The 23,017-nt window shown below is 70.8% G+C and carries 19 protein-coding genes; 7 read left to right on the forward strand and 12 right to left on the reverse strand.

All coding sequences use genetic code 11. From position 1 onward, the window contains the following. Positions 1-11 precede the first annotated feature (11 nt). Complete coding sequence (locus tag B5D66_RS12750; RefSeq protein WP_078761915.1) at positions 12-1,238, reverse strand: aspartate kinase; 1,227 nt, start codon at positions 1,236-1,238, stop codon at positions 12-14. 260 nt (positions 1,239-1,498) lie between these two features. Here B5D66_RS12750 and B5D66_RS12755 point away from each other — a divergent pair, with 260 nt between their 5' ends. After that, positions 1,499-2,605: a 3-dehydroquinate synthase II gene (locus B5D66_RS12755; protein ID WP_078761916.1), complete on the forward strand. Its 1,107-nt coding sequence runs from the start codon at positions 1,499-1,501 to the stop codon at positions 2,603-2,605. Positions 2,606-2,754: 149 nt separating this feature from the next. Here B5D66_RS12755 and B5D66_RS12760 read toward each other — a convergent pair whose 3' ends face one another. The 4 genes from B5D66_RS12760 to B5D66_RS12775 form a co-directional block, all read right to left on the reverse strand. Beyond that, on the reverse strand, positions 2,755-5,364 hold the full coding sequence (locus B5D66_RS12760; protein ID WP_078761917.1) for a LuxR family transcriptional regulator: 2,610 nt from the start codon (positions 5,362-5,364) through the stop codon (positions 2,755-2,757). 423 nt (positions 5,365-5,787) lie between these two features. Then, positions 5,788-6,105: a DMT family transporter gene (locus tag B5D66_RS12765; protein WP_078761918.1), complete on the reverse strand. Its 318-nt coding sequence runs from the start codon at positions 6,103-6,105 to the stop codon at positions 5,788-5,790. Between the two features lie 10 nt (positions 6,106-6,115). Then, entirely contained in the window at positions 6,116-6,541 is a 426-nt protein-coding gene (locus B5D66_RS12770; RefSeq protein WP_144390104.1) for a DMT family transporter, read from the reverse strand. Next, positions 6,538-7,278 carry an SDR family NAD(P)-dependent oxidoreductase gene (locus B5D66_RS12775; protein WP_078761919.1) on the reverse strand — a complete coding sequence of 247 codons (741 nt, stop codon included), beginning with the start codon at positions 7,276-7,278 and terminating at the stop codon, positions 6,538-6,540. Before B5D66_RS12775 ends, B5D66_RS12770 begins: the two co-directional genes overlap by 4 nt. 108 nt (positions 7,279-7,386) lie before the next feature. Between B5D66_RS12775 and B5D66_RS12780 the strand changes: the two genes are divergently transcribed. Then, positions 7,387-8,085, forward strand: a complete 699-nt coding sequence (locus B5D66_RS12780) for a TetR/AcrR family transcriptional regulator (protein WP_078761920.1) — start codon at positions 7,387-7,389, stop codon at positions 8,083-8,085. 72 nt (positions 8,086-8,157) lie between these two features. Here B5D66_RS12780 and B5D66_RS12785 read toward each other — a convergent pair whose 3' ends face one another. Beyond that, positions 8,158-8,646 (reverse strand): cupin domain-containing protein, encoded by a 489-nt coding sequence (locus B5D66_RS12785; protein WP_159457261.1) that lies wholly within the window; start codon positions 8,644-8,646, stop codon positions 8,158-8,160. A gap of 334 nt (positions 8,647-8,980) precedes the next feature. Here B5D66_RS12785 and B5D66_RS12790 point away from each other — a divergent pair, with 334 nt between their 5' ends. Then, positions 8,981-10,591, forward strand: a complete 1,611-nt coding sequence (locus B5D66_RS12790; protein WP_078761922.1) for an FAD-binding oxidoreductase — start codon at positions 8,981-8,983, stop codon at positions 10,589-10,591. A 59-nt stretch (positions 10,592-10,650) separates the two neighbouring features. On the opposite strand, the gene B5D66_RS12795 is transcribed toward B5D66_RS12790, so the two are convergent. From B5D66_RS12795 to B5D66_RS12805, 3 genes are read right to left on the reverse strand one after another with little or no spacing between them, the layout of a single operon-like run. Then, on the reverse strand, positions 10,651-11,508 hold the full coding sequence (locus B5D66_RS12795) for an NAD-dependent epimerase/dehydratase family protein (RefSeq protein WP_078761923.1): 858 nt from the start codon (positions 11,506-11,508) through the stop codon (positions 10,651-10,653). Positions 11,509-11,566: 58 nt separating this feature from the next. After that, positions 11,567-12,463, reverse strand: coding sequence for an SDR family oxidoreductase (locus B5D66_RS12800; protein WP_078761924.1), 897 nt, complete (start codon positions 12,461-12,463; stop codon positions 11,567-11,569). Then, the gene (locus B5D66_RS12805) at positions 12,460-13,572 is read right to left on the reverse strand and encodes an NAD(P)/FAD-dependent oxidoreductase (protein WP_078761925.1); all 1,113 of its coding nucleotides are present in this window, start codon (positions 13,570-13,572) and stop codon (positions 12,460-12,462) included. Before B5D66_RS12805 ends, B5D66_RS12800 begins: the two co-directional genes overlap by 4 nt. 265 nt (positions 13,573-13,837) lie before the next feature. On the opposite strand from B5D66_RS12805, the gene B5D66_RS12810 reads away from it, so the two are divergent. Continuing rightward, on the forward strand, positions 13,838-14,218 hold the full coding sequence (locus B5D66_RS12810; RefSeq protein WP_078761926.1) for a VOC family protein: 381 nt from the start codon (positions 13,838-13,840) through the stop codon (positions 14,216-14,218). 203 nt (positions 14,219-14,421) lie between these two features. Here the strand turns inward: B5D66_RS12810 and B5D66_RS12815 are convergent, their stop codons facing one another. From B5D66_RS12815 to B5D66_RS12825, 3 genes are all read right to left on the reverse strand, one after another. Beyond that, positions 14,422-15,066, reverse strand: a complete 645-nt coding sequence (locus B5D66_RS12815; RefSeq protein WP_078761927.1) for an NAD(P)-dependent oxidoreductase — start codon at positions 15,064-15,066, stop codon at positions 14,422-14,424. 538 nt (positions 15,067-15,604) lie between these two features. After that, positions 15,605-17,035, reverse strand: coding sequence for an MFS transporter (locus B5D66_RS12820; RefSeq protein WP_078761928.1), 1,431 nt, complete (start codon positions 17,033-17,035; stop codon positions 15,605-15,607). 207 nt (positions 17,036-17,242) lie between these two features. Then, the gene (locus B5D66_RS12825) at positions 17,243-17,839 is read right to left on the reverse strand and encodes a TetR/AcrR family transcriptional regulator (protein WP_078761929.1); all 597 of its coding nucleotides are present in this window, start codon (positions 17,837-17,839) and stop codon (positions 17,243-17,245) included. Between the two features lie 119 nt (positions 17,840-17,958). Between B5D66_RS12825 and B5D66_RS12830 the strand changes: the two genes are divergently transcribed. Genes B5D66_RS12830 through B5D66_RS12840 form a run of 3 tightly spaced genes read left to right on the forward strand, consistent with a single transcriptional unit; the run spans position 17,959 to position 22,745 of the window. After that, complete coding sequence (locus tag B5D66_RS12830) at positions 17,959-19,566, forward strand: acyl-CoA synthetase (protein WP_235000961.1); 1,608 nt, start codon at positions 17,959-17,961, stop codon at positions 19,564-19,566. 19 nt (positions 19,567-19,585) lie between these two features. After that, entirely contained in the window at positions 19,586-20,767 is a 1,182-nt protein-coding gene (locus tag B5D66_RS12835; RefSeq protein WP_078761931.1) for an acyl-CoA dehydrogenase family protein, read from the forward strand. Between the two features lie 31 nt (positions 20,768-20,798). Beyond that, the gene (locus tag B5D66_RS12840) at positions 20,799-22,745 is read left to right on the forward strand and encodes an alkyl/aryl-sulfatase (protein WP_078761932.1); all 1,947 of its coding nucleotides are present in this window, start codon (positions 20,799-20,801) and stop codon (positions 22,743-22,745) included. Positions 22,746-23,017: the final 272 nt, after the last annotated feature.

The raw sequence follows: 23,017 nt of genomic DNA on the forward strand, positions 1-23,017 counted from the left end.
GAGTGGGGCCGTCAGGCCGGGGCCGCGCCCAGTCCGAACGCCTCGTGCAGCGCCGCCGTCGCCTTGTCGACACGCGAGGCCGGGACCAGCACGGAGGCGCGTGACTGGGTGAGCGACATCCATTCGGTGGTGATGCCGAGGTCTCCCAGGACGCGCAGGATGCGCCTGGACAGTCCCGGCCGGTTCAGCAGGCCGACCCCCACGACCGAGACCTGCGCGGCACCGGTGTCGATCGTGTAGGTGAGACCATGGCTGCCGGCCGAGCGGCGCAGCAGTTCCTCGACCTCCTCCACGCGGTCCCCGCGCACGACGAAGCCGAGGTCGAGGCCTGTCGAGGGGCCGCCGGCCCAGCCGGTGAGGTGGAGCGGGAGCAGGCGTTCGTGGAGCACGTCGAGGAGGACCCGGCCGAGGCCGTCTCCGTCCTCGTCGAGGCGCACGCCGACCTTCGCGACGTTGGGATCGTGGGTGACGGCGTACACGAATCCTGCGTTTTCGAGCATGGGCCCACTCCGCCCTTGGACGATCGTTCCTGGAATGCGGGTGTCGGGCGCGCCAACGGTGATCGTGGTGCCGTGGACCGCCGCGAGTTCCACCGCGCGGGAATGGAGGACGCGGGCGCCGGATATCGACATCTCGCTCATCACCTCGTGGGGGACCTCCGGCAGCACGCGGGCGTCGGGCACCACACGGGGGTCCGCCGTGTAGACGCCGTGGACGTCCGTGTAGATCTCGCATGTTCCCGCCCCCAGCGCGACGGCGAGCGCCACCGCGGTGGTGTCGGATCCGCCCCGGCCGAGCGTGCGGACGTCACCGTCCTCGTCATGCCCCTGGAAGCCCGCCACGACGACGACGGTCCCCTCCGCCAGGTGCGCCAGAATCCGTCGTGTCTCGATCGCGGAAATGCGGGTTTCGCCGCCGACGTGGACGGCGTCGATGCCGGCCTGCCCGCCGGTCAGGGAGACCGCGGGCACTCCCGACGCCTGTAGGGCCATCGCCATGAACGCGGCGGAGGCGATCTCCCCCGTCGACAACAGTTGGTCGAGTTCACGCGCGTTGGGTGAGGCGAACGCCTCCGCCTCCGCGAGAAGCCGATCGGTGGTCGCACCACGCGCGGAAACGCAGACGACGGGTGAAGCGCCCTTCTCCCTGGCTTCGCGCACTAATTGCGCGGCCTGGAGGATCTGCCCCACCTCCGTTAACGAAGTTCCACCGAATTTCTGGACGCGAATCGTTCTCATGGGGGGTTCCTCGCTCCTTCGGTCCCGCCCACGGCCGGCCGGGTCATTCCGGCCGGCCGCTTCGAGTGTCACCCGGATCACCCACGCGGACTTCCCGTATTCGCGCGGTTCACGGAACCGAGGATTCGTTACGCAGAAGACGGGACAACCCGTCCTCCGAACCACCCGGCGCCCCCGGGGAAAACGGTTCGCGTGTACACGTGATGCTTACCCGCCCCCACGTGGACGACGATTCTTTCGCACTCGAGAGGAGCCGGAACATGAAAATCTGCTGGATCGACATCCGTGGCCTGGGGGACATCAAGAAGGCGGTCATCGAGGAGGCGGTGCATCAGCGGGTTGAGGCCATCGTGACCGATGATCCGGACGATCTCGGCCTGCTTCCCCCGTCCGTCAAGCGCGTTTACCACAGCGTGGGCAAGGGGATCCCCGACGGGCTGTCCAACGTGGACCTGGTCATCGTCGACCCCGTCCGAGACGGTGTCTCCGTCGCCGAACTACGGGAGGCCAACCCCGGTGTCGAGTTCGGCGTCCACGTCGAGATCGTCGACGCCGCCAGCCTGGACGACGCCTGCCAGGCCGCGCGCACCGAGCAGGTCAGCCTCCTCGACTTCCGCGACCCCACGAAGATCCCCCTGGAGATCGTGCTGGCCGCGGCCCACGACTCCGGGGGCGGGATCATCACCGTGGCCGAGGACGTCCAGGAGGCCGAGATCATCTTCGGTGTCCTGGAGCACGGCTCCGACGGCGTCATGATGGCCCCGCGCGCGGTCGGCGACGTGACCCTGCTCCGGGAGACGGCGTCCGCCCAGGTCCCCGACGTGGAGTTGGTGGAGCTGGAGATCACCGAGGTCAAGCACGTCGGGATGGGGGAACGCGCCTGCGTGGACACCTGCACCTATTTCGGCAAGGACGAGGGGATCCTCGTGGGCTCCACCTCCAAGGGCATGATCCTGTGCGTCAGCGAGACCCACCCGCTCCCCTACATGCCCACGCGGCCGTTCCGGGTCAACGCCGGGGCGATCCACTCCTACACCCTCTCGCGTGACGGGCGCACCAACTACCTGAGCGAACTGCGCGCGGGCGCCTCGGTGATGGCGGTGAACACCTCCGGCCGCACCCGGATGGTCACCGTCGGCCGGGTGAAGATCGAAACGCGCCCCCTGCTCTCGGTCCACGCCGTCGCCCCCGGCGGGCAGGAGGTCAACCTGATCCTCCAGGACGACTGGCACGTGCGTGTGCTCGGCCCCGGCGACAGGGTGCTCAACTCCACCGAGCTGAAGCCGGGGGACAAGGTGCTGGGGCACCTTCCCACCGAGGACCGGCACGTGGGATACCCGATCCGGGAGTACTGCCTGGAACAGTAGGCCCGGCTCTCCCGCCGTCCCATTCCCGAATACGGATCACCGGTGCCCGCCCCTCCCCGGGGCGGCGCCGTCGTGGTCGTGGTGGACGTGGCGTCCCGTCCCGGCCTGCCCGCTCGGGGCCTTCCGGACGGGCAGGCCGCGGTGGGCGGTCAGGCGGAGGTCGAGGTGAGCAGGAGCGAACGGGCGTGCTCGTCGTTGGCCAGAACCCAGCGGGTCAACTCGACCCGGCTGCTGATACCGAGCTTGTTGAAGCTGTGCCGGAGGTGGCTGTCGACCGTGTGCGGGGACAGGTGCAGCCTGGTCGCGACCTCACGGTTGGTCAGTCCTTCCGCGACCAGCCGGGCCACCCGGAGCTCGGACTCCGTCAGACCGGCGCTGTCGAGCCCTGGCCGGCCGCCCGCGCTCCGGAGCCGGGCGAGGGCGGCACGGACCCGGCGGGCCCCGTGTTCGGCGCCGTGCGCGACGTACTCGGTCAGAGCGGATTCGAGCAGGTCGATCGGGGAGCGGTTCGAGGAGGTGCGGCGCTCCCCCGAAGCCGCCAGGTCCTCCAGGACCGAGGCGCGGGACATGCGCCGGCTGGTGCGACCGTAGGCCTCCAGTGCCGTCCCCAAGACCGCGGGATCGGCCGACGCCACCCCTTCGGCGTGCAGCGCGGCCGCCTGGAAGAGGGTGATCTGCGGGTTGCGGTCGGCCAGGCCGCGCATACTGCGGATGATCGGTTCGGCCACGCCCGGGTCGCCGACCCTCCGCGCCCAACGGGCGATGCCGGCCGCCGCGTCGGGTATCCGGATGAGCAGGCGGATCTGCGCCGTCTCCGCGGCCAGGATGTCGCCGACCTCGGCGAGAGCGGCCTGCGGGTCGTCCCCGTTCCCCTTGGAGAGGGCGCCGACCCACGTCAGCTCGTACGGCGGGTGCTGCTTCGTCTGGGCGAGCGCCGACCAGGCGGCGGCGATGTGCTCGTGTGCCTGCGCCTCGTCCCCCCGATGCAGGGCGACCTGGGCGAGCATCGTCAGCAGGCGGACCATACGCGGGGCGCCGCTGGTGCGGTTGGCCGCCCGCAACCCCATCTCGGCCTCGACCTGGGCGCCGTCGACATGGCCGGTCTTCAGGTTCAGGTCGGCGAGGCGCAGGTGCCACAGGGGAAGTGACCAGCCGGTGCCGAACCTGTCGATCTCCTCCTGATCGGCGATCAGCACCTGCCGGGCCTCACGCACCCGGTCGGCCGCGGTCAGCGCCGCCGCGACCCAGATCCGCGGATGGCGGTGACGCGCCTGTCCGCCCGACCGGTCCGCGATCCGCACCGATTCCTTGCCGAAGCGGATGGCCGCCTCCACCTCCCCCTTCTCCAGGGCGGCCCGGCTGCGGCTGGAGTAACCGCACACCAGGGAGTGGACGTCGGCGATCTCCGCGGCGTTGTCGACCGCCTGGCGGGCCAGTTCCCTGGCCTCGTCGACGGCGTCCAGGCCCGTCTGCTCCTCGAGGAGGCCGTGCGCGCGGATGCTCTGTAGCTGGACCTTGACCACCGTGGGAAGCCCGGGAACGGTCAGCATGCTCCCCGCGTAGTCGACCGCCTGCCGATCCCGGCCGTACAGGTAGTAGAGGTCGGCCAGGGCGGACATGACCTCGCCCGTGTGGGCACCGCGCCCCATCCGTACCAGGGTCGCCTCGCCCAGCGCCCGCGCCTCCTCCATTCGGCCGGAGATCGCGAGCAGTCGGATGGCGTCGGCGGTCATGCGCTGCCGGCGGTCCTCGTCATCGGGCCCGAGCATCGACAGCAGGTGCAGGGTGAGTTCCGCGGCGCTCTCGGGGGAGGTGGTCCTCATCTGCTCGACCACCCGCGACAGCAGGACGATGGACCGCTCGTCACCGTGCTCGTCCGCCGTCCGGGAGGTGGTACGCCCCGCCGCGTCCTGGAGGACCTGGCGCACGCCTCCCGACAGGGACCGGTTCAGGGCCCGGCGGAACAGGTCGTCGGCGAAGAAGAACTCCGCTCCCTCGTCCACGAGGACGTCGGCTCGGACCGCCTCGTGCAGGAAGGGCAGTACCTCCAGGGGCGAGGTGGCCAGCATCTCCGCGATCTCGGTGACGTGGAACGGCTGGTCCAGCATCGCAGCCGCGTGCAGCAGCCAGCGAGCCCGGCCCGAGAGCTCCTGGAGGGAGACGGGGCCCTCCGGCCGTGGGGATGTCCTCGCCTTCTCGTCTCTTGGGAGGGTCCGATCGGCGACCCCGCGTGCCGTCCTGTCCGGTCCGGCCTGGTGGGCGGGCTCGGGAGCGAGGCGCGCGGTGAGCCGCTCCCGCCCTCCGGTGTCGCCGAAGGAGGAGACGCGGACAAAACGCGCCTCGCGCCGGAACAGCCTGCGGACCCCCTCCCCCACGGCGTCGCCCATGTTCCCCGATCGCAGGGCGAGGATCCACAGGACGGGCCGGCGTTTCATCTCGCGGGCGCTGAGAGGACCGATGAGCGCGGTGACGTCCTCCACGTCCGCGATCATGACGACCACCGGTTCGTCGTGGTGCCGCGACCGGCGGTCGGTCCCTCCGGCGATCCGTCCCTCCTTGGGGGCGGGAGTCGATCGCCGTTCACCGTCAAAAGGGACGCTGTCCGCCACCTCCGCTTCCATCCGGAGGGGCTCACCGGCCCGGCCCCGTATGACGGCCACTCCGAGCAGGCGGGCGTAGGCCTCGGCCTCGTCCAGGAGGCGGAACTTCTCCGGGCCGGACCGTCCCTCGATAATGAGGAATTCTCCTTGACCATCCATCAGATTCTCCACACTTCGTCGAATCAGATGGATCTCCCCCCGGCCACCTACCGGCCGTATTTTACCAGTGAACGTCATCGAACCCTCATTCGAGATGAATTACGACAGGCCAACGCACACAAAAGAAACGACCGACAGATCCAGCAGACGCCGAGGAATACAACCGTCAAATGGAAGGCATTATCGATACCACCTAGCCCCCAGCCTTCCGGACACGCGACTCAGAGTCTATCCCACCACTTCCTTTTCGATGCCATTCGTCACAGATTGTCCTTGGCCGGAAACTGCCATGGCATATATCCTCGATTTTCAGCATCACTGACGGATCTCCCGGCACGAAAACAGGCGCCGCTCCGATTTACCTGAACGACGCCTGCACAGAAGGCCAAGAAGCTGGAAAGAGGGTCACCGTGACCCGTCGGGTCATCCCCCCACGAGGTTGAGACCCGCGGCACCGATGATGATCGCCCCGAGACTGAGCAGCCGGATCCGAGACACCGGTTCCCTGAGGAAGAGCATGCCGACCACCGCGACCCCCACCGCCCCGATCCCCACCCACACCGCGTACGCCGTGCCGACGGGCAGATCCCGCAGCGCGTAGGAGAGCATCCCGAGACTGATCATCGCCACCGCGACCCCGAACACCGCCCAGAACGGACGGGTCAGTCCTTCCGCCTTCTTCAGGGCCAGCGACCAGACGATCTCGAGCAGGCCCGCCACGATGAGAATGCCCCACGCCATAGAAAGCCCCCTAGACCCGTGAAACGTGGCGCGTGTCCCGCTCGTCCTCGGAGCGAGCGGACTTCTCAGACAGGTTGAGCCCGATCACGCCGGCGAGGATCAGGACGAGGAAGAGCACCCGAGGCCAGGTGACCGGCTCGGCGAAGAGCACCATGCCGGCCACCGCGACGCCAAGCGCCCCGATCCCCACCCACACCGCGTACGCCGTGCCGACGGGCAGATCCCGCAGCGCGTAGGAGAGCATCCCCAGGCTGATCATCGCCACCGCGACCCCGACCACCGTCCAGACTGGATTGTCCAGGCCGCCGGCCTCCTTGAGCGCGACCGCCCACACGATCTCCAGCAGTGCGGCGAGGAAGAGGATGCCCCAGGCCAGGGCCCCGGAGCGCGCGCGAGCGCGACCGGAGTCCCCGCCCTCCCCTGCGCCTGTTGTCATGCGGTGACACCTCCGTCCACGGTGATGGAGGTCCCGGTGATGTAGGCGCCGGCGGGCCCGGCGAGGTGCGCGACGGTGGCGGCGATGTCGGCGGTGGTGCCGTAGCGTCCCAGAGCGGTCACCGCGCGCTCCGCCTCGGCCTCCTCGCTGTCGGCCGGGTTCATCTCGGTGTCCGTGGAGCCCGGGTGGACGACGGTCGCGGTGATCCCGCGCGGCCCCAGGTCACGGGCGAGCCCCTTGGTGAAGCCGACCAGCGAGGACTTGCTCATGGAGTACAGGCTGATGCCGGGGCCGGGGACCCGCTCGACCAGGCTGCTGCCGATGCTGATGATGCGGCCTCCCTCGCCCATGTGCCGGACGGCCGCCTTCACCGCGACGAACACCGCGCGAACGTGGATCGCCATGGTGTTCTCGTAGTCGTCGAGGGTCAGCTCCTCGATGCTCCCATAGGGGAAGATCCCGGCGTTGTTGACGAGGATGTCCAGTCCGCCGAGTTCCGCGGCGGCCTGGTCGACAGCGGACGTCACCGCTTGGGGGTCGGTCGCGTCGGCCTGGATGGCGATGGCCTTCCCCCCTGCCTCCTCGACGCCGCGGACGACCTCCTTGGCCCGGTCGGGGGAGGCGTTGTAGGTGAACGCCACTGCGGCGCCCTCGGCGGCCAGGCGGCCGACGATGGCCGCCCCGATCCCCCTGCTTCCGCCGGTGACCAGCGCGACCTTGCCGTCAAGCGAACCCATCTTGTGTCCTCCACTGCGTTCGGGAAGCCGTGATCTAATTCAGTAGCGATTGCTACATAAGTGCTAGCATCAAGCATGGAAGAGCGTCAAGGGAATTCACAGAGGACCATGACAGAACGAGGACGAGGGCGCCCACGACGCTTCGACACGGCGGCGGCGCTCAAGATCGCGATGGAGCTCTTCTGGGAGCACGGATACGAGGGAACGTCGCTGAGCATGCTCACCTCGGCGATGGGGATCACCCCCACGAGCCTCTACGCCGCGTTCGGCTCCAAGGAGGAGCTGTTCCGCTCGGCGGTGGAGCTGTACAACTCGGCCAGCGAGTCGCCGACCAGCCGCGCGCTGGAGTTGCGTCCCACGCGCCGGGCGATCGAGACGATGCTCCGGGAGAACGCCGAGGCCTACGTCGATCCGGGCAACCCGCGGGGATGCATGGTGGTGCTGGCCGGTCTCAACCTCGGTGTCGGCCACGAGCACATCGGCGGCTATCTCGCCGAGTGCCGCCGTAACGACCACGCCAGGATCCGCGAGCGCATCGAGCAGGGCATCGCCGAGGGCGACCTCCCCCTGGGCCTGGACGCGGCCTCGACCGCCTCGTTCGCCCTCACCGTTCTCCAGGGGCTGTCCATCCAGGCCCGGGACGGGTGCACGGGGGAGGAGGCCCAGGCCGTCATCGACATCGCGATGAAGAGCTGGGACGAGATCGTCCGCCAGGCCGAGGAGGCGGCCTCCCCGTTCGCCACGGGGTCTCCCGGCCCCGCGGACGCGGAGGAGCCCGGAACGGGTCTTCCGTCCGGGCCCCTCTGAGCGGCGGGCAAGTGGTGGCGCGGGGCCGGCCGGCGCCTCCCGCGGCCACGCCCCGGCCGTGCCCGTCCGCCGTCACATCTGCGCGATGCCGTACTTCTCGGCGGCGATGCGCATCGCGTTCTCGACGTGGGCGGCGAACTGCTCCGGCGGCGGGGCCGGCTCACCCGGCACCACCTCCTGGCCGATCTCCATGAAGAACTCCTCGAACCCGCTGGGCGTGAAGAGCATGAGCATCCGCGCGGGTTCGTCCGAGATGTTCTTGAAGCAGTGGATCGAGCCACGCGGCAGCAGGAGGAAGGACCCCTTCTCCGCGATGAACGTCCGGTCGTAGTCGGTGATTTCGAGTGTCCCCTCCAGGAGGTAGAACATCTCGTCCTCGTTCTGGTGCAGGTGGAGGGGCGGGCCGCTGCCCGGCGGGATCTCCGCCTCCATGACGCCGAGGCCGCCATGGGTGTCCTTGGTGCCGGCCTTCAACGTGTAGCGGTCGCCGCTGAAGGCCCACACGCTCTGCCCCTCTCCGGGGGCGACGTGTACCGCCCGCACCTTGCCCTCTTCGCTCAACACCCGCTCCTCTCCGTCGACTGCCTTGAGGGAAAGCATTCATCGGGGGAGGAGCCCCCGGCATCGCGCATCCTCGCCATTCACACTCCGCCACGGACGCGGGCCACAACCATGTGTCATCACCTAGTTACAAAAACACACATATAAGACAAATCGCATAAATACGCGATTCGGCCGTCTCCTGACTTCCGCGACTCTTGGGGCTCCACCATCCCTTGGATCCGCCCGCGGTTCGCGAGGACGCCCCCATGACTCCCATGCAACCGGACCACGGTGGACGTACGTGCCGGCGACGGACGGGCGGATTCCGACACACCAGAAGGCGTCCATTCCCATGAACGGTATTTCCCGACGTGGACTGCTCACCTGGTCGGCGCTGACCGGAAGCGCGGTCGCCTCAGGAGCCCTCGTCACGCCAGGACTCGCGACGGCCTCCACGGCACCCGACCACAGCCGCACCTCCCCGATCACCACCGTCGGCCCCAGCGATCCCCGCTACCCGGCCCTGACCCGCGGACAGAACCAGCGGTGGGTGAGCACCCCCGAGCAGGTCCACATCCCCCGCACCACCAAAGAGGTGGTCACGGCCGTCTCGAAGGCCGTGAGCAGCGGAAAGAAGATCTCCGTGCGCAGCGGAGGGCACTGCTACGAGAACTTCGTCGACCGGCCCGACGTCCAGGTCATCATCGACATGTCGCAGATGACGGCCATCGACTGGGACTCCGCGAAGTCCGCGATCAGTGTGGAGGCCGGCGCCCCACTCGGCGACGTCTACTACACGCTGTTCAAGCGGTGGGGGATCACGCTTCCCGGCGGATCCTGCTACACCGTGTGCGCCGGCGGCCACGTGCTCGGCGCCGGTTACGGGGGACTCAGCAGGGAACACGGCCTGATCAGCGACCATCTGTACGCGGTGGAGGTCGTGGTCGCCGACGAGAACGGCGTCCGGGCCGTCACGGCCACCCGGGAGCAGGGCGACCCCAACCGCGACCTGTGGTGGGCGCACACCGGAGCGGGCGGGGGAAGCTTCGGAATCGTCACCCGGTACTGGTTCCGCTCCCCCCAGGGCGGTTCCACCCCCAAGACCGCGTTGCCCGCCCCACCGCGGGAGGTCTGGGTCCACCGCTCCCAATGGGCGTGGAAGGACATGACACAGGCCGGCTTCACCAGGCTCCTCCGCAACTACGGGAGCTGGCTGGAGGACAACAGCGCGACCGGGAGCCCCTACACCGGCCTGTTCTCCCGGCTGGAGCTCACGACCGTGGGGTCCGGCGCCTTCCACCTGGTGGTGCAGATGGACGCCGGCAAACCCGACGCCGAGGCGCTGCTCAACGCGTTCCTCGCCGCGGTCAACGCGGGGGTGGGCGTCCAGGCGACGGTGACCGACCACCGCAGGATGCCCTGGCTGCACGCCTCGGGGTGGCCGGGCATGTGGATGAGCAACCCGACCGACCGCTACAAGTACAAGTCGAGCTTCCACCGTCGTGGTTTCACCGACGCGCAGATCTCGGCCTTCTACGAGAAGCTCACCGCGACCGACTACGCGCAGCCGCCCTTCGTCGTGTCCATCGCCTCCTACGGCGGCCGGATCAACACGCTCGCCCCCGGCGACACCGCACACGCCCACCGCGACTCGGTGATGCTCCTCCTGTGGGGGACGGCCTGGCAGAGCTCCGCCGACGACGACCTCCACCTCGGCTGGCACCAGGACTTCTACCGCGCCGTCTACGCCGACACCGGTGGTGTCCCCGTCCCCAACGAGAACACCGACGGCTGTTTCATCAACTACTGCGACATCGATCTGTCGGACGGGGGGCTGAACACTTCCGGCGTCGCGTGGCACGACCTCTACTACAAGGAGAACTACGCGCGCCTCCAGCAGGTCAAGCAGAACTGGGACCCCGATGACGTCTTCCGGCACGCCCAGTCCATCCGACTCCCCTGAGCGCGTGGGGGCGTGCCGGGCCGACGCCCCGGCACGCCCCGCCCGGGCGGAGCGTCCCGTCAGCCGGCGGGCAGGAGCCCCCGTCTCGGCCGCCAGCCGAGGAGAGCCCGCACGGCCCGGCTGTCCACACGCTGGGACGGGGGTTCGGACGGCGTGGAGGGGTCCCACACGGGAGGTGCGGCCCCGACCGACGCGGCCAGCGCGGCGTAGTACTCCGCCGCGCGCACGGGCTCCGCTGCCACGTTGAGGATCCGCCCCGCGGCCGGCCGTCCCAGCGAGGCGACCACGGCGTCGGCGAAGTCGGCGACGTGCACCATGGAGAGGAACGCGCGCCCGTCCCCAGGAAGACGGAGCTCCCCACGCGCCAGTTGGTCCATGTGGGTGTCCTGCAGGGTGCCCGGCCCGACGAACCGGGCGCCGCGCAGCACGGTCCAGGACACCTCGCCGAGGGGTAGCGCCGTGATCGTCGCCTCCAGCTCCGCGACCGGTCCCACGATCGCCTCCCTGCGGGGCGTGGGGTCGAAGGGGGTTTTCTCGTCCAGCCAGGTATCACCACCGTCTCCGAAGGCCATGGTGATGCTCATCTGGACCACGCGCGTCACCCCGGCCCGGAGCACCGCCTCCGCGAGACGGCGGGTCCCCTCGGTCCGCACCCGGCTGTTGGTCTCCCAGGCTCCGGGGGCGGTGGGACTCCTCGGCATGCTGGTGGCGAGGTTGACCACCGTGTCGTGGCCGGTCAACGCCGAGGACAGGTCCAGGTCCGGGTCGAGCAGGTCGCCGCGGAGGGGGGTGACGCCGTCCGGCAGCCGCTCCAAGCGGTCCGGCGCCATCACGGTGACCTCATGGCCCTGGGAGGTCAGAAGGGGGACCAGCTCTCTTCCGAGCACTCCCGTGGCACCGACCGCGAAGATCCTCATGTCCCATCACCCGCTTTCTTCTCGTCGGCGGCACGGAGCCGCCCGTCGCACAGGGCCCTCACGGCCGGCCGAGGAGGTGGGCGACCTCCTTGAGGAAGCGGGGCAGCCCTCCTGGTTCGCGGCCGGTGAGGCGCAGGACCCCGGAGGTGACCTCCTCCGCCTCACCGGCGCGGATGCTGCCGTACAGCTCCAGACGCGCTTGCACCGCCCAATCGGGCACGCCCCGGGCGCGCATGTTCGCCGCCGTCTCCTCGGGGGTGACCTCCACGTAGCGGACGTCGGACCCGATGACTTCGGCGACGGACGCGGCGATCTCGTCATAGCCCAACGCGACCGGTCCGGTCAGTTCGTGGATACCGGCACCGCGCCGGGGGTCGAGCAGGGCGTGGTAGGCCGCCAGGGCGATGTCACGGGCGTCGATCATGCTCACCCGGGCGTCCCCCATCGGCAGCTCGATCCTGCCCCTACCGGCGATCCCGGCCCGCCACTGCAGGATGTTCTGCATGAACGTGTTGGGGCGCAGGATCGCGTGGGACAGGCCCGAAGCGGACAGCTCGGCGTCGGAGGCGGCGTGTTCGCGGTGGACGGTCACCGGTGAGTCCGGGTCCGCGCCGAACGCCGACACCTTGACGACGTGTTCCACCCCCGATTCGACCGCCGTCCTGAGAAGGGCGATCTGCGCGAGGTCCTGCCTCGGCCGCAGGGGGGTGAGCAGGAACAGCGCGCGCACTCCCTCGAACGCGCGCCGCACGGCCTCCCGGTCGTCCAGGTCCGCCCGCACCACCGTCCCACCTGAGGGGACCACGGAGCGGGTCCGCGGCCGGACGAGGAGGCGAGGCTCCAGCCCTGCCCCGACCAGCTCCGTCACGAGTGACCGGCCCACCGTTCCGGTGGCCCCGGTCACCAGGATCTCTCCGCGCCCCCACGGCGCGTTCTCCCGTTTCCGCTCCGTCATCCCGCCACCAGGGCGGACGCGGTGATGTCCCTCAGCTCGTCCGAGGGCCGGCCGTTCAGCGCGCTGTCGGCGAGCAGCTCACCGAGGAGGGGCGCCATCTTGAAGAGGTTGTGTCCGGTCGTCGCCGTGACACCTGGAACGTTCCAGACGCCGAACGCGTCGCTCCCTCCGGGGAGTTTGGTCATGACGCACACCCTGATGCCCACGGGCTCGGGGACCAGGCCGGGCATGGCCCTCTCGACGTACTCGGTGAGCCGGCGCACGTGGGACTCCATCTCCGTCCCCGGGGGGAGCCCGTCGTTCATGTCGACGTCGACCCCCTGGCCGATCAGCCCCACCACGAACTCATCGGTGCCTCCGATAAGGGAGCCGTAGACGGTCTCGCCGAACTCGCCGCTGCGGTCGACCCAGCACGGGATCGGGGTTGCCTGGTAGCCCTCCCGCACGCGGTAGTGGGGCCGGGTGTGCAACGCCTGGTCGAGGGGGATCTCCAGGCCGACCCCCGCAGCGAGGCGAGGGGTCTCCGTGCCCGCGCAGATCACGACGTGGCGGGCCCGGTAGATGGCGTCCTCGGTGTGCAGTTCCACGCCCTCCCCGTCATCGGGGATGGTCACGCCGTGGACGTCCTGCCGCCTGATCCGATCGCCGACCCAGCCCTGGAGCGCCTTGATGGTGGAGCGGGTCCGGATCGCTCCGGAGGTGGGGTCCACCAGCAATGGGCCGGACACCGGGGCGAGCGGGCCGAAGACGGTCGTGACCTTCTCCGGTTCCACCCACTCGTGGCGGACGTCGTGGATGCGCAGCCCCTCGGCGTCCGCCTCGGACATCCCCGCGTACGCGGTCCCCTCGGGGCCGATGAGGACCCGGCCGCTGCGCTCCTCCCACCGGCGCCACAGGGCGAGCGAGTCGGCCGCCATCCGCACCAGGCGGGGATCATCGTGGCGATGGCGGAACGACCGTGTCCGCCCACCGGACTGGCCCTGTCCCGGCGTGCGCCCGTCGAAGCACACCACGTCCACCCCGCGGCGCCGCAGAGCGTCCGTGGTCGCAAGGCCCAGCACTCCCGCTCCGATGACCACGGTGTCGAGCCGCTGCCGAAAACCCTTCATCCCTGTTCCTCTCCGTGTCTCCCGCACCTCATGACGCTCTGTGCAGTCTCTTCGGCGAGGAGGCGCGGGACGTCCCGCGTTCTCGGGATTTCACGATGGGGGAGGGAACGGACATCCTTCCCGCACCGACGGGTCCCTCGGCCAGGACCCAGATGGCGAGAAGCCGGGATGTGCCCATGGAACACCGCGGAGATAGTGAGGGGACACGGCGCGCGGCCACCCCGGCCGAGATGACGAAGCCGCAGGAACCCGTCAAGGAGCACCCATGAGTGAGAACACCAATGTCGTCGGGCCGGACTTCCTCACCCTCCAGGTCCGGGACCTGGAGCGTTCGACGCGCTTCTACACCGAGCTCGTCGGTTTCGTAACCGTTCCGTCGAAGGTGCCCAACGCGGCCGTGCTGGGGGCCGAGCCCATCCGCATCGCCCTGCGGCAGGCCACCGACGACCTGGACTCGGTGGAGCGGCTCGGCTGGGGAATCGTCGTGTGGATCAAGGCGGAGGACCCCGACAAGCTCGCGGAGCGGCTGCGGGCCGAAGGGGTCCGGATCGTCAAGCCGCTGTGCGACGGTTCGTGCGGCCGGGAGTTCATCTTCGAGGACCCCGACGGATACCGGATCACCATCTACGAAGGCCAGCCCGGCTGACCCGCTGAGCGGGACGGGCGCGAACTCCCCGCCGGTGCCGTCACCGCCGTGAGCCTGCGGCGGATGCCCTCTGTTCCCGGGATCGCGGGACCGGACCCGGTATGGGGCTGGACGGCCCTGGTTCCCGCGAGGACGCCGAGCCGGCCGCCATGGCCGGCTCGGCCGGACCTGGTCATGTCCGGGATGCCGCCCCGCGATCCGGCTCAGCGGTCGCCGACGGTGAAGCGCGTCCGCCGGTGGGCGGGACGCTCGATCTCGTCGAGGATGGCCACGGCCATGGTGCCGGTGCTGGTGTGGGACGTGCCGTCGGAGGCGACCAGCAGCTCGTCGGAGCCCAGGACGACCTCGGTGGCCTCGCCGGGGGCGAACAGCGCGGAGGGGGAGACGCCGACCCAGTCGACGTCGGTGACCGTGCGCAGGTAGTCGAGTTCCTTGAGCTGGTTCTCCGGGATCGCGATCCACGCCTCGGCGCCGGGGGTGGTGCGGAGGTCCTCGACGAACAGGTGGCCGTCCTCGCCGGTGCGCAGGCTGCCTGCGCCGAGGATGAAGACCAGTCGCGGGCCGGCCTGTCCCCGGACGCGTTCGACAAGGGCGCGCGCCAGATCGACGTGCAGGTGCGCCAGGTCGGGCGCGGTGCCGAAGGCGTTGACCACGACGTCGAAGGCGCCCAGGTCCGCGCCGGTGAGGTCGAACGCGTCACGTTCGAGGACGGGGACGTCGGTGCCGAGCGTCGTGCCCGCCTTGGCCGCGTCGCGCACGATGGCCGTCGTCTCGTGGCCGCGCTTGACGGCCTCGGCGACGAGGGCGCGTCCGGCGTTTCCGGTCGCCCCGATGATGCCGATCCTCATGGGATCCCCTCCTGTTGTTGTTCGACGCCGACTCCGGGAGCGCACCGGCGGTAGCCGGATCCGGGTCGGACCGAGACCAATTTACACTGCAGAATCCACAGCGCTGCTGTTTCCACACCGCACCGTCTGTTCCTTCGCTCACTACCCGGCACACGGTGTTGCGCCGCTCCGCTCCTCCCCAAAACCGGTCCCGGCGGCCGGCCGCGCCGCTCCCCCGCCTCTCCCGGGCGGCGGCAAACCGGCCACAGGGGTACGCCCACGGGGCGTGCCGGTCTACCGGACGCCGCGCGGCTCCGTCCCCCTCGGCCACCGCGGGAACCGTCGTCCGCCGCGCACGGTCGGCGGGGGATCAGGCCGGACCGGCCCCGTTCCGCCGAGATCACGACGTACGCGGTGGACCGGGACGCCCCACCGTCTCCCCGGGTGGTCCGACCGCGCTCCCCGGTTCGGCCACGGTCTCGGGCGGACGCCGTGCCGGCGCCCGCCGCCGGGGCGAGGTCCCGTGCTCCGGGCCGACCCACCTCGGGCGACCGTCCCGTCAGGCCACCCCCTCCGTCCGGCCCGGCGCGGCCACCGGATCGTGCATCTCCTCCAGACTGCGCCCCGCGGTGCGCAGGCCGAAGGCCGCCAGGATGAGGGCGCCGCCCAGGAGCAGACCGCACAGCATCGTGAACACGCCACCGAACCCGAGGTCGGCGTAGAGGTAGCCGATCGTGACCGGCGCCAGGATGCTGCCGACCCGGGCGGTGGCGCTGGCGACCCCCATGCCGGTGATGCGCAGGGACGTCGGGTAGATCTCGGAGGTGTAGGCGTAGAGCGGTGAGGCGGTGCCGTTCATGAAGAACGAGAGCCCGACCGTGCAGCAGAAGACCGTCACGACGCTGTCGGCGACGACGAGCCCCGCCGCGCAGCCGACGCCGCCGAGCAGGAACAGCACGATGGTCCACTTGCGGTCGATGCGCTCGCTGATGACGGCCGCCAGGTAGTAGCCGGGGATCTCGGCGACGGCCCCGGCCAGGGTGAACGCGAAGCTCGTGGAGATGGCGAACCCCTGAAGGACGAGCAGCGTGGGCAGCCAGGTCCCGTAACCGTACTGGGCGGCCTGAAAGGCGAACCACAGCAGGCACACCACGGTGCTGCGCCGCGCCATCCCCGGCCCCCACAGAGCGGCCAACCGGCGCAGGGCCGAGGTCCGCTCGACCGTCGCGGCCCCCGAGTCGCGGGCCGTCACGCCGGCCGCCGCGACGGGCTCGACCACGGCCCCCGCCCGCTCGGCCTCCCGCTCGAATTCCTCGACGATCTCGCGCGCCTCGTCGAGGCGCCCCTGGGCGATGAGGAAGCGCGGCGACTCGACCATCGAGCGGCGCCACCACAGCAGGAGGAGCACCGGCGCGGCGCCGAACAGGCACGCGATCCGCCACCCGGTCTCGGGGGCGGGACTGATGACGGTGACGGCGGTCAGGCCGGCCAGGACGTGTCCCACGCCCAGGAACATCATGGTCCGGCCGATGCCGCGCCCCCGCTCCCGGCTGGGCAGCAGCTCCGACACGTAGGGCACGATCACCGTCGCCTCGGCGCCGATCCCGATACCGCTGAGGATCCGCCACAGGATGAGTTCCCCCGGTCCTGACGCGGTCGCCGCGAGCAGCGTGAACACCACGTAGACGAGGAGGGCGTACATCAGGACCCTGCGGCGTCCGATGCGGTCGGCGAGGGCGCCGGCGATCAGCGCGCCGATGAGGAAGCCGACGAACACCGACGCCAGGACCCATCCGGACGTCGCCGAGTCCAGGGCCCACAGGGCCACGACCGCCGAGGCCGCGTAACCGAGGAGCACCCCGTCGTAGGACTCGAACATGTAGCCCATCCCGCCCTGGAGCATCAGCCGGCGATGGGGACGGGACAGGGGAAGGCGGTCGAGCCGGGCCAGAAGTTCGGTTCCACCGGAAACCGGCGTCGATGCGTCCACGGACCGCTCCTCACCGGACCGAGAGCCGATCCCATCCGAAGAAACCAGACACTCTGTCCATTAGCTGACGTGACGCACGCAATATAAGCTAGATCACACTCAGGGCTCAAGAGGTGGAAACGGGGACGTCGGAGCAGCAGAAAGGGTCCGGCCGTCCCACCAGGGGCGGGACCGGCCGGACCCGTGACCGTCGAACGCGGTGCGCGCTCAGCCGGGGACGTCGAATCCGCTGGCCCAGTAACGGCCGCGCAGGGCGAGGTCGAGCAGCATGCGCACCACCTCCTCGGCCGGCATCGGCGGGGTCTCGTGGGCGACCCACCACTGGAGGACGGCGACCTGCTCGCCGACCCACACCCGGGCCAGCAGGTCCGGATCGATGCGCGGGGTGACGCCGTTGCGCTCGGCGCGCACCCGGAACTCCATGGCGGTGACCCTCGCGCACGAGTCGATGAACATCCGCAGCGGCCGCCCGTCCCCCTCCCCCTGGAGCACGATCCGGTAGAGGTCCCGCTCGTCGCGCGCGTGGCGCAGCAGCTCCAGCAGCGGCCGCCCGGTGAAGCCGACCGTGCTCTCGGTGACGGCCGGCCGCATCCGCTCGTCCAGGTCGGCCAGGAGGTCGGAGGTGACCCGGGCGAACAGGTCGTCCTTGCCCTGGAAGTGGCTGTAGAAGGTGGCGCGCGCCACGTCGGCGCGCTCGGCGATGTCCTCGACCGTCAGGGCGCCGAACCCGCGTTCCAGCACCAACGCCACCAGGGCCTCGCGCAGCGCCCGCCGCGTGCGCCGGGTGCGCCTGTCCTCCGCCATCGTCACCTCTCGTCGCCGTGCGGGGCCGCGACCTTCTCCGGCCGACCTCAAGCCCCGTCCAGTGTAGGAAGGCTTGACACCTAGACAGCTACTGAACAGACTGTCCGAAAACATTCACCTTGTCAGGCAAATTGGCTCCGGAGGCGTCGATGAACCTGGGCGGTTACCTCACCCGCAGCGCGCGGTACTGGCCCGACGAGCCCGCACTCGTCTGCGGCCCGCGCACCTGGACCTACCGGGAGCTCGACGCGACCACCGATCGCCTCGCCTCCGCCCTCACCGACCACCTCGGACTCGGCCGGGGGGACGCGGTCGCGGCCCTCGCCTGGAACCGCGGGGAACTGGTCGAGATCGAGTTCGCCCTCTACAAGGCCGGTCTGCTGCGGGTCCCGATCAACGCGCGGCTCGGGCCCGGCGAGATCGAGCACATCCTGCGCGACGCCCCCGTGCGCGCCCTGCTCTTCGACACCGCCCACCGCGACATCGCCCTGGCCGCCATCGCCGGGGCGGACACGGGCTGCGTCCCGGTCCGCATCGACACCGATGAGGCGGCACCCGCCCCCGCGTCGGGCGAGCTGTCCTACCAGGCCCTGGTGCGGGCGGGCCGGGAGGGCACGGTGGCCGTCGAGGTCGGTGACGATGATCCGGCCGTCCTGAACTTCACCTCCGGCTCGACCGGAAAACTGAAAGCGGCCGTCCAGACCTTCGGCAACCGGCTCGCCAACATGCGCAAGCAACTGATGAGCCAGGAGTCGCGCCTGGGACCGGGCACCCGCTACCTCGCCTGCGGGCCGATCACCCACGCCACCGGGATGAACCTGCTCAGCGGGGTGTTCGGCGGGTCGACCACCCACGTCCTGCCCTCCTGGAGCCCCGAGGCGTTCCTCGACACCGTCGAGCGCGAGCGCATCACCGCGACCTTCCTGGTCCCCGCCATGCTCAACATGGTGCTCGCCCACCCCGAAGCGGCCGACCGGGACCTGTCCAGCCTGACCAGCGTGCGTATCGGCGGAGCGCCGATCTCGCCGCGGCGCCTCCGCGACGCCGTCGCCCTGTTCGGTCCGGTCGTCGCCCAGGGGTACGGCCTGGCCGAGACGACCAGCGTGGTGGCCGGCCTGAGCCGCGAGGAGGTGGCCCGGGCGGTGGCCGAGGACCCCGAACTGCTGCGCTCGTGCGGGCGGGCCGCCTACGACACCGAGATCCGCGTGGTCGACGAGGAGGGCCGCGAGGTCGCCCCGCGCGAGGTCGGCGAGATCATCGTCCGCGGTCCCGACTGCGTGACGCACTACTGGAAGGACCCGGAGCTGACGGCGCGCACCTTCCGCGACGGCTGGGTGCACACCGGCGACCTGGCCTGGATGCGCGAGGACGGTTACCTGTTCATCGTGGACCGCAAGAAGGACATGATCATCTCGGGCGGGTTCAACATCTACTGCACCGAGGTGGAGGCCGCCCTGTACGACCACCCCGCCGTCGAGGAGGTCTGCGTCGTCGGGGTCCCCGACGAGATGTGGGGCGAGGCGGTGAAGGCCGTCGTCGTCCCGCGTCCCGGCCACGAGCCGACCGCCGAGGAGCTGATCGCCTTCTGCGCCGAACGCCTCGACCGCTTCAAGAAGCCCCGGTCGGTCGACTTCGTGTCCCGGCTCCCGCACAACCGCAACGGCAAGCTGGACCGCAGGGCGGTACGCGAGCCGTTCTGGGCGGACTCCGCGCGACGAGTGAACTGAACCGGACAGGAGCCCCACGATGACGTTCTCCCTGCGCCCCTCCTACCCCGACCCCGCACTGTCCGAGCTGGTCGAACGGCTGCGCGACTACCTGGACGGCGAGCTCGCCGACTACGAGCGCGAGCGCGGCATCACCCACACCTCCCGGCTGACCCGGGCCGACCTCGAACCGGTCTGGCGGCGCAGCCGCGAGCTCGGCTTCTACGGCGTCCACCTGCCCGAGGAGTACGGCGGCCGGGGCCTGTCCCTGACCGCGCTGGCCGCCCTCAAGGAGGAGGTCGGCGCGAGCGGCCGGGTGCTCGGCCACAGCGTCCTCGGGGACATGGGCGGACCGCTGCGCGCCGGCGACATCCTCCGGCACGCGACCGACCACCAGCTCGCCACCTACCTGATGCCCGTGGTGCGCGGGGAACGCGCCTGCTGTTTCTCGCTGACCGAGACCGACGCGGGCTCCGACGTCCGTTCGATGCGCACCACCGCGGTGCGCGACGGCGGCGGCTACCGGCTCACGGGGCACAAGGTCTTCAGCACCGCGGGCCCGTTCGCCGACTTCGCGATCGTCGTGGCCCGGATGGAGGGCGAGGAGGACGCCTTCTCCGCCTTCCTCGTCGACCTCGACAGCCCCGGATGCGAGGTCCGGGAGGGGGCGACGCCGATGTCGGGCGAGCACATCGAGAGCGACATCGTCTTGAAGGACTGCCACGTCCCCGCCGCCAACCTCCTCGGCCGGGAGGGCGAGGGGATGCGCATCGCCCTGGGCCGGGTCACCCGCAACCGGCTCCTGCACTGCCCGTCCGCGTTGGGGGCCGCGCGACGCGCCATCGAGCTGTCCCGCGACCGGGCCCTGTCCCGTACCGTCGCGGGGGGACAGCCGTTGATCGGCCTCCAGGCCATCCAGCACAAGCTGGCCGACATGGCGGCCACGTTCTACGCCGCGCGTTCGATGACCTACGCGGCGCTGGCCACCCTCGACGCGGGCGGGGACGCGCGCGCCGAGGCGTTCATGTGCAAGCTCTTCGTCGGGGAGACGGCCTTCCGCATCCTCGACGAGGCCGTGCAGATCCACGGCAAGGAGGGACTCACCCAGGGCAACGAGGTCGAGTACCTCTTCCGCAAGATCCGGATGTTCCGCGTCCTGACCGGGACGTCGGAGATCCAGCGCAACGGGATCGCCCGGGAGCTGGTCCGCCGGGCCCGTTGACCCTCCGGCACCGAGACAGAGAGGACGACCGATGGACCGCCCCTCCGCTCCGACCGAGCGCATCGCAGCGGCCAACCGGGCCGCGGCCGAGTCCGCGCCGGACGGTTTCGACGACGACCTGGCCGCGGCCCGGCGGGGGTTCGTCGCCGGGCCCGCGCGCCGCCGCATCGAGGACGCGGCGGGGCGCGTGGTGTGGGACTTCGACCGCTACCGATTCCTGGACGGGCGGCGCCCCGACTCGGTCCACCCCGGCCTGTGGGAGCAGGCGCGCCTGCTCGCCGAGGCGGGCCTGTTCGAGGTGGTCCCCGGCGTCTACCAGGTGCGCGGGTTCGACCTGTCCAACATGACGCTGGTCGAGGGCGAGCGCGGCGTGATCGTGATCGATCCGCTCATCAGCGTGGAGACCTCCCGGGCCGCCCTGGACCTGTATCGCCGGCACCGCGGCGACCGGCCGGTGACAGCGGTGGTGTTCACCCACAACCACGTCGACCACTTCGGCGGGGTGCTCGGCCTGGCCGACGCCGAGCGGTTCGCGTCGGGCGAGATCGAGGTCCTGGCGCCCGAGGGGTTCACCGAGCACGCCGTCAGCGAGAACGTCCACGCCGGCACGGTGATGAGCCGTCGCGCGGTGTTCATGTACGGCTCGGCGCTGGAGCCGGGTCCGCGCGGGCAGGTGGGCGTGGGGCTCGGGCTGGCGACCTCCACCGGCCGGGTCAGCCTGGTCCGTCCCACCGTGCACGTGGAGCGGACGGGACAGGAGCACACGGTCGACGGGGTGCGGATGGTCTTCCAGCTCGCCGCCGACACCGAGGCGCCCGCCGAGCTGAACTTCTTCCTGCCCGACCTCGCCGTGCTGTGCGTGGCCGAGACGGCCACGCACACCCAGCACAACCTGGGCACCCTGCGCGGGGCCCCGGTACGGGACGCGCGGGCGTGGGCGCGGTCGCTCACCGAGACGGTCGTCCTGTTCGGCGACCGGGCCGAGGTGCTCATCGCCGGACACCACTGGCCCACCTGGGGGGCCGAGGCGGTGGTGCGGTTCCTGTGCGAACAGCGCGACCTCTATGCCTACCTGCACGACCAGACGCTGCGGCTGATGAACCGGGGGCTGACCGCCCCCGACATCGCCGAGAACCTGGCCCTGCCCCCACGCCTGGAGCGCGCTCGGCACGCGCGCGGTTACTACGGTTCGACCAGCCACAACGTCAAGGCGATCTACCAGCGCTACATCGGCTGGTTCGACGGCAACCCGGCGCACCTGTGGCCGCACCCGCCCGTGGCCGCCGCTCAGCGCTATGTGCGGTTCATGGGCGGTGCCGACCGCGTCGTGGACATGGCGTGGGAGAGCTACGCCGCGGGTGACTACCGCTGGGTGGTCGAAGTGGTCGACCACGTCGTCCAGGCCGAGCCGGACCACGCCCGCGCCCGGGAGCTCCAGGCCGCGGCGCTGGAACAGCTCGGTTACGGCGCCGAGAACGCGACCTGGCGCAACTTCTATCTCACCGCCGCGCTGGAGCTGCGCACCGGTCGCCCCCACGCGCCACGACGCTCCGCCGGCGGGGACCTGCTCGCCGCGTTGGAGCCCCGGCAGCTCTTCGAGGCGCTGGCCGTGCGTCTGGACGGTCCGCGCGCCGCCGGGCACACCCTCCACATCCTGTGGAGACTGCGCGACGACGCCGAGTACCACACCGTGCTGTCCAACGGCGTCCTGGTGCACGACGCCGCGAACCCCCTGCCCGGTTCACGCCCCGGACTGACCCTCGTCTTGGACCGGGCGATGCTGAACCGCATCGTCGCCCACCCCGCCTCCCTGCCCGAGCTGATCGCCGCGGGGGAGGTCGGGCACGAGGGTGATCTCCATCTGCTGGCCACGCTGTTCGGCCTGGTCGACAAGGCCCGACGGGACTTCCCCGTCGTCACCCCCGCGACCCGCCCGGCCGACGTCGGGGAATCGGGGGAGGAGACGGCGGCCCGGTAGCGGCCGTGGCGGGCGCGTCGCCGCCCGTGTCCCGCCGCTGAACGGCCCCTCCCGAGCGCCGTTCACCTGTTCTCCCGGCCGGTCGGTTCCCCGGCCGAACCGGCCGGGTCCACGGGCGCCCTCTCCTGCCACGGCGGGGCGGGCGCCCGCCCACCACCGGGGGCCGGGGGCGGCCCCGCTTCCCCGCCGGCTCTGGCGGCGGACCGCGCCCGGCCGCAGCGCGCGTCCCCGGATGACGGTCCGTGGACGAGAAGACGCGGACGGCGGGAAGA

This window comes from Marinactinospora thermotolerans DSM 45154, from assembly GCF_900167435.1.
Lineage (GTDB): Bacteria > Actinomycetota > Actinomycetes > Streptosporangiales > Streptosporangiaceae > Marinactinospora > Marinactinospora thermotolerans.

What these genes read in the sequence shown, in the direction of transcription:
- B5D66_RS12750 (WP_078761915.1), bottom strand. Translation starts at nt 1,238, where the DNA reads ATGAGAACGATTCGCGTCCAGAAATTCGGTGGAACTTCGTTAACGGAG.
- B5D66_RS12755 (WP_078761916.1), top strand. Translation starts at nt 1,499, where the DNA reads ATGAAAATCTGCTGGATCGACATCCGTGGCCTGGGGGACATCAAGAAG.
- B5D66_RS12760 (WP_078761917.1), bottom strand. Translation starts at nt 5,364, where the DNA reads ATGGATGGTCAAGGAGAATTCCTCATTATCGAGGGACGGTCCGGCCCG.
- B5D66_RS12765 (WP_078761918.1), bottom strand. Translation starts at nt 6,105, where the DNA reads ATGGCGTGGGGCATTCTCATCGTGGCGGGCCTGCTCGAGATCGTCTGG.
- B5D66_RS12770 (WP_144390104.1), bottom strand. Translation starts at nt 6,541, where the DNA reads ATGACAACAGGCGCAGGGGAGGGCGGGGACTCCGGTCGCGCTCGCGCG.
- B5D66_RS12775 (WP_078761919.1), bottom strand. Translation starts at nt 7,278, where the DNA reads ATGGGTTCGCTTGACGGCAAGGTCGCGCTGGTCACCGGCGGAAGCAGG.
- B5D66_RS12780 (WP_078761920.1), top strand. Translation starts at nt 7,387, where the DNA reads ATGACAGAACGAGGACGAGGGCGCCCACGACGCTTCGACACGGCGGCG.
- B5D66_RS12790 (WP_078761922.1), top strand. Translation starts at nt 8,981, where the DNA reads ATGAACGGTATTTCCCGACGTGGACTGCTCACCTGGTCGGCGCTGACC.
- B5D66_RS12795 (WP_078761923.1), bottom strand. Translation starts at nt 11,508, where the DNA reads ATGAGGATCTTCGCGGTCGGTGCCACGGGAGTGCTCGGAAGAGAGCTG.
- B5D66_RS12800 (WP_078761924.1), bottom strand. Translation starts at nt 12,463, where the DNA reads ATGACGGAGCGGAAACGGGAGAACGCGCCGTGGGGGCGCGGAGAGATC.
- B5D66_RS12805 (WP_078761925.1), bottom strand. Translation starts at nt 13,572, where the DNA reads ATGAAGGGTTTTCGGCAGCGGCTCGACACCGTGGTCATCGGAGCGGGA.
- B5D66_RS12810 (WP_078761926.1), top strand. Translation starts at nt 13,838, where the DNA reads ATGAGTGAGAACACCAATGTCGTCGGGCCGGACTTCCTCACCCTCCAG.
- B5D66_RS12815 (WP_078761927.1), bottom strand. Translation starts at nt 15,066, where the DNA reads ATGAGGATCGGCATCATCGGGGCGACCGGAAACGCCGGACGCGCCCTC.
- B5D66_RS12825 (WP_078761929.1), bottom strand. Translation starts at nt 17,839, where the DNA reads ATGGCGGAGGACAGGCGCACCCGGCGCACGCGGCGGGCGCTGCGCGAG.
- B5D66_RS12835 (WP_078761931.1), top strand. Translation starts at nt 19,586, where the DNA reads ATGACGTTCTCCCTGCGCCCCTCCTACCCCGACCCCGCACTGTCCGAG.
- B5D66_RS12840 (WP_078761932.1), top strand. Translation starts at nt 20,799, where the DNA reads ATGGACCGCCCCTCCGCTCCGACCGAGCGCATCGCAGCGGCCAACCGG.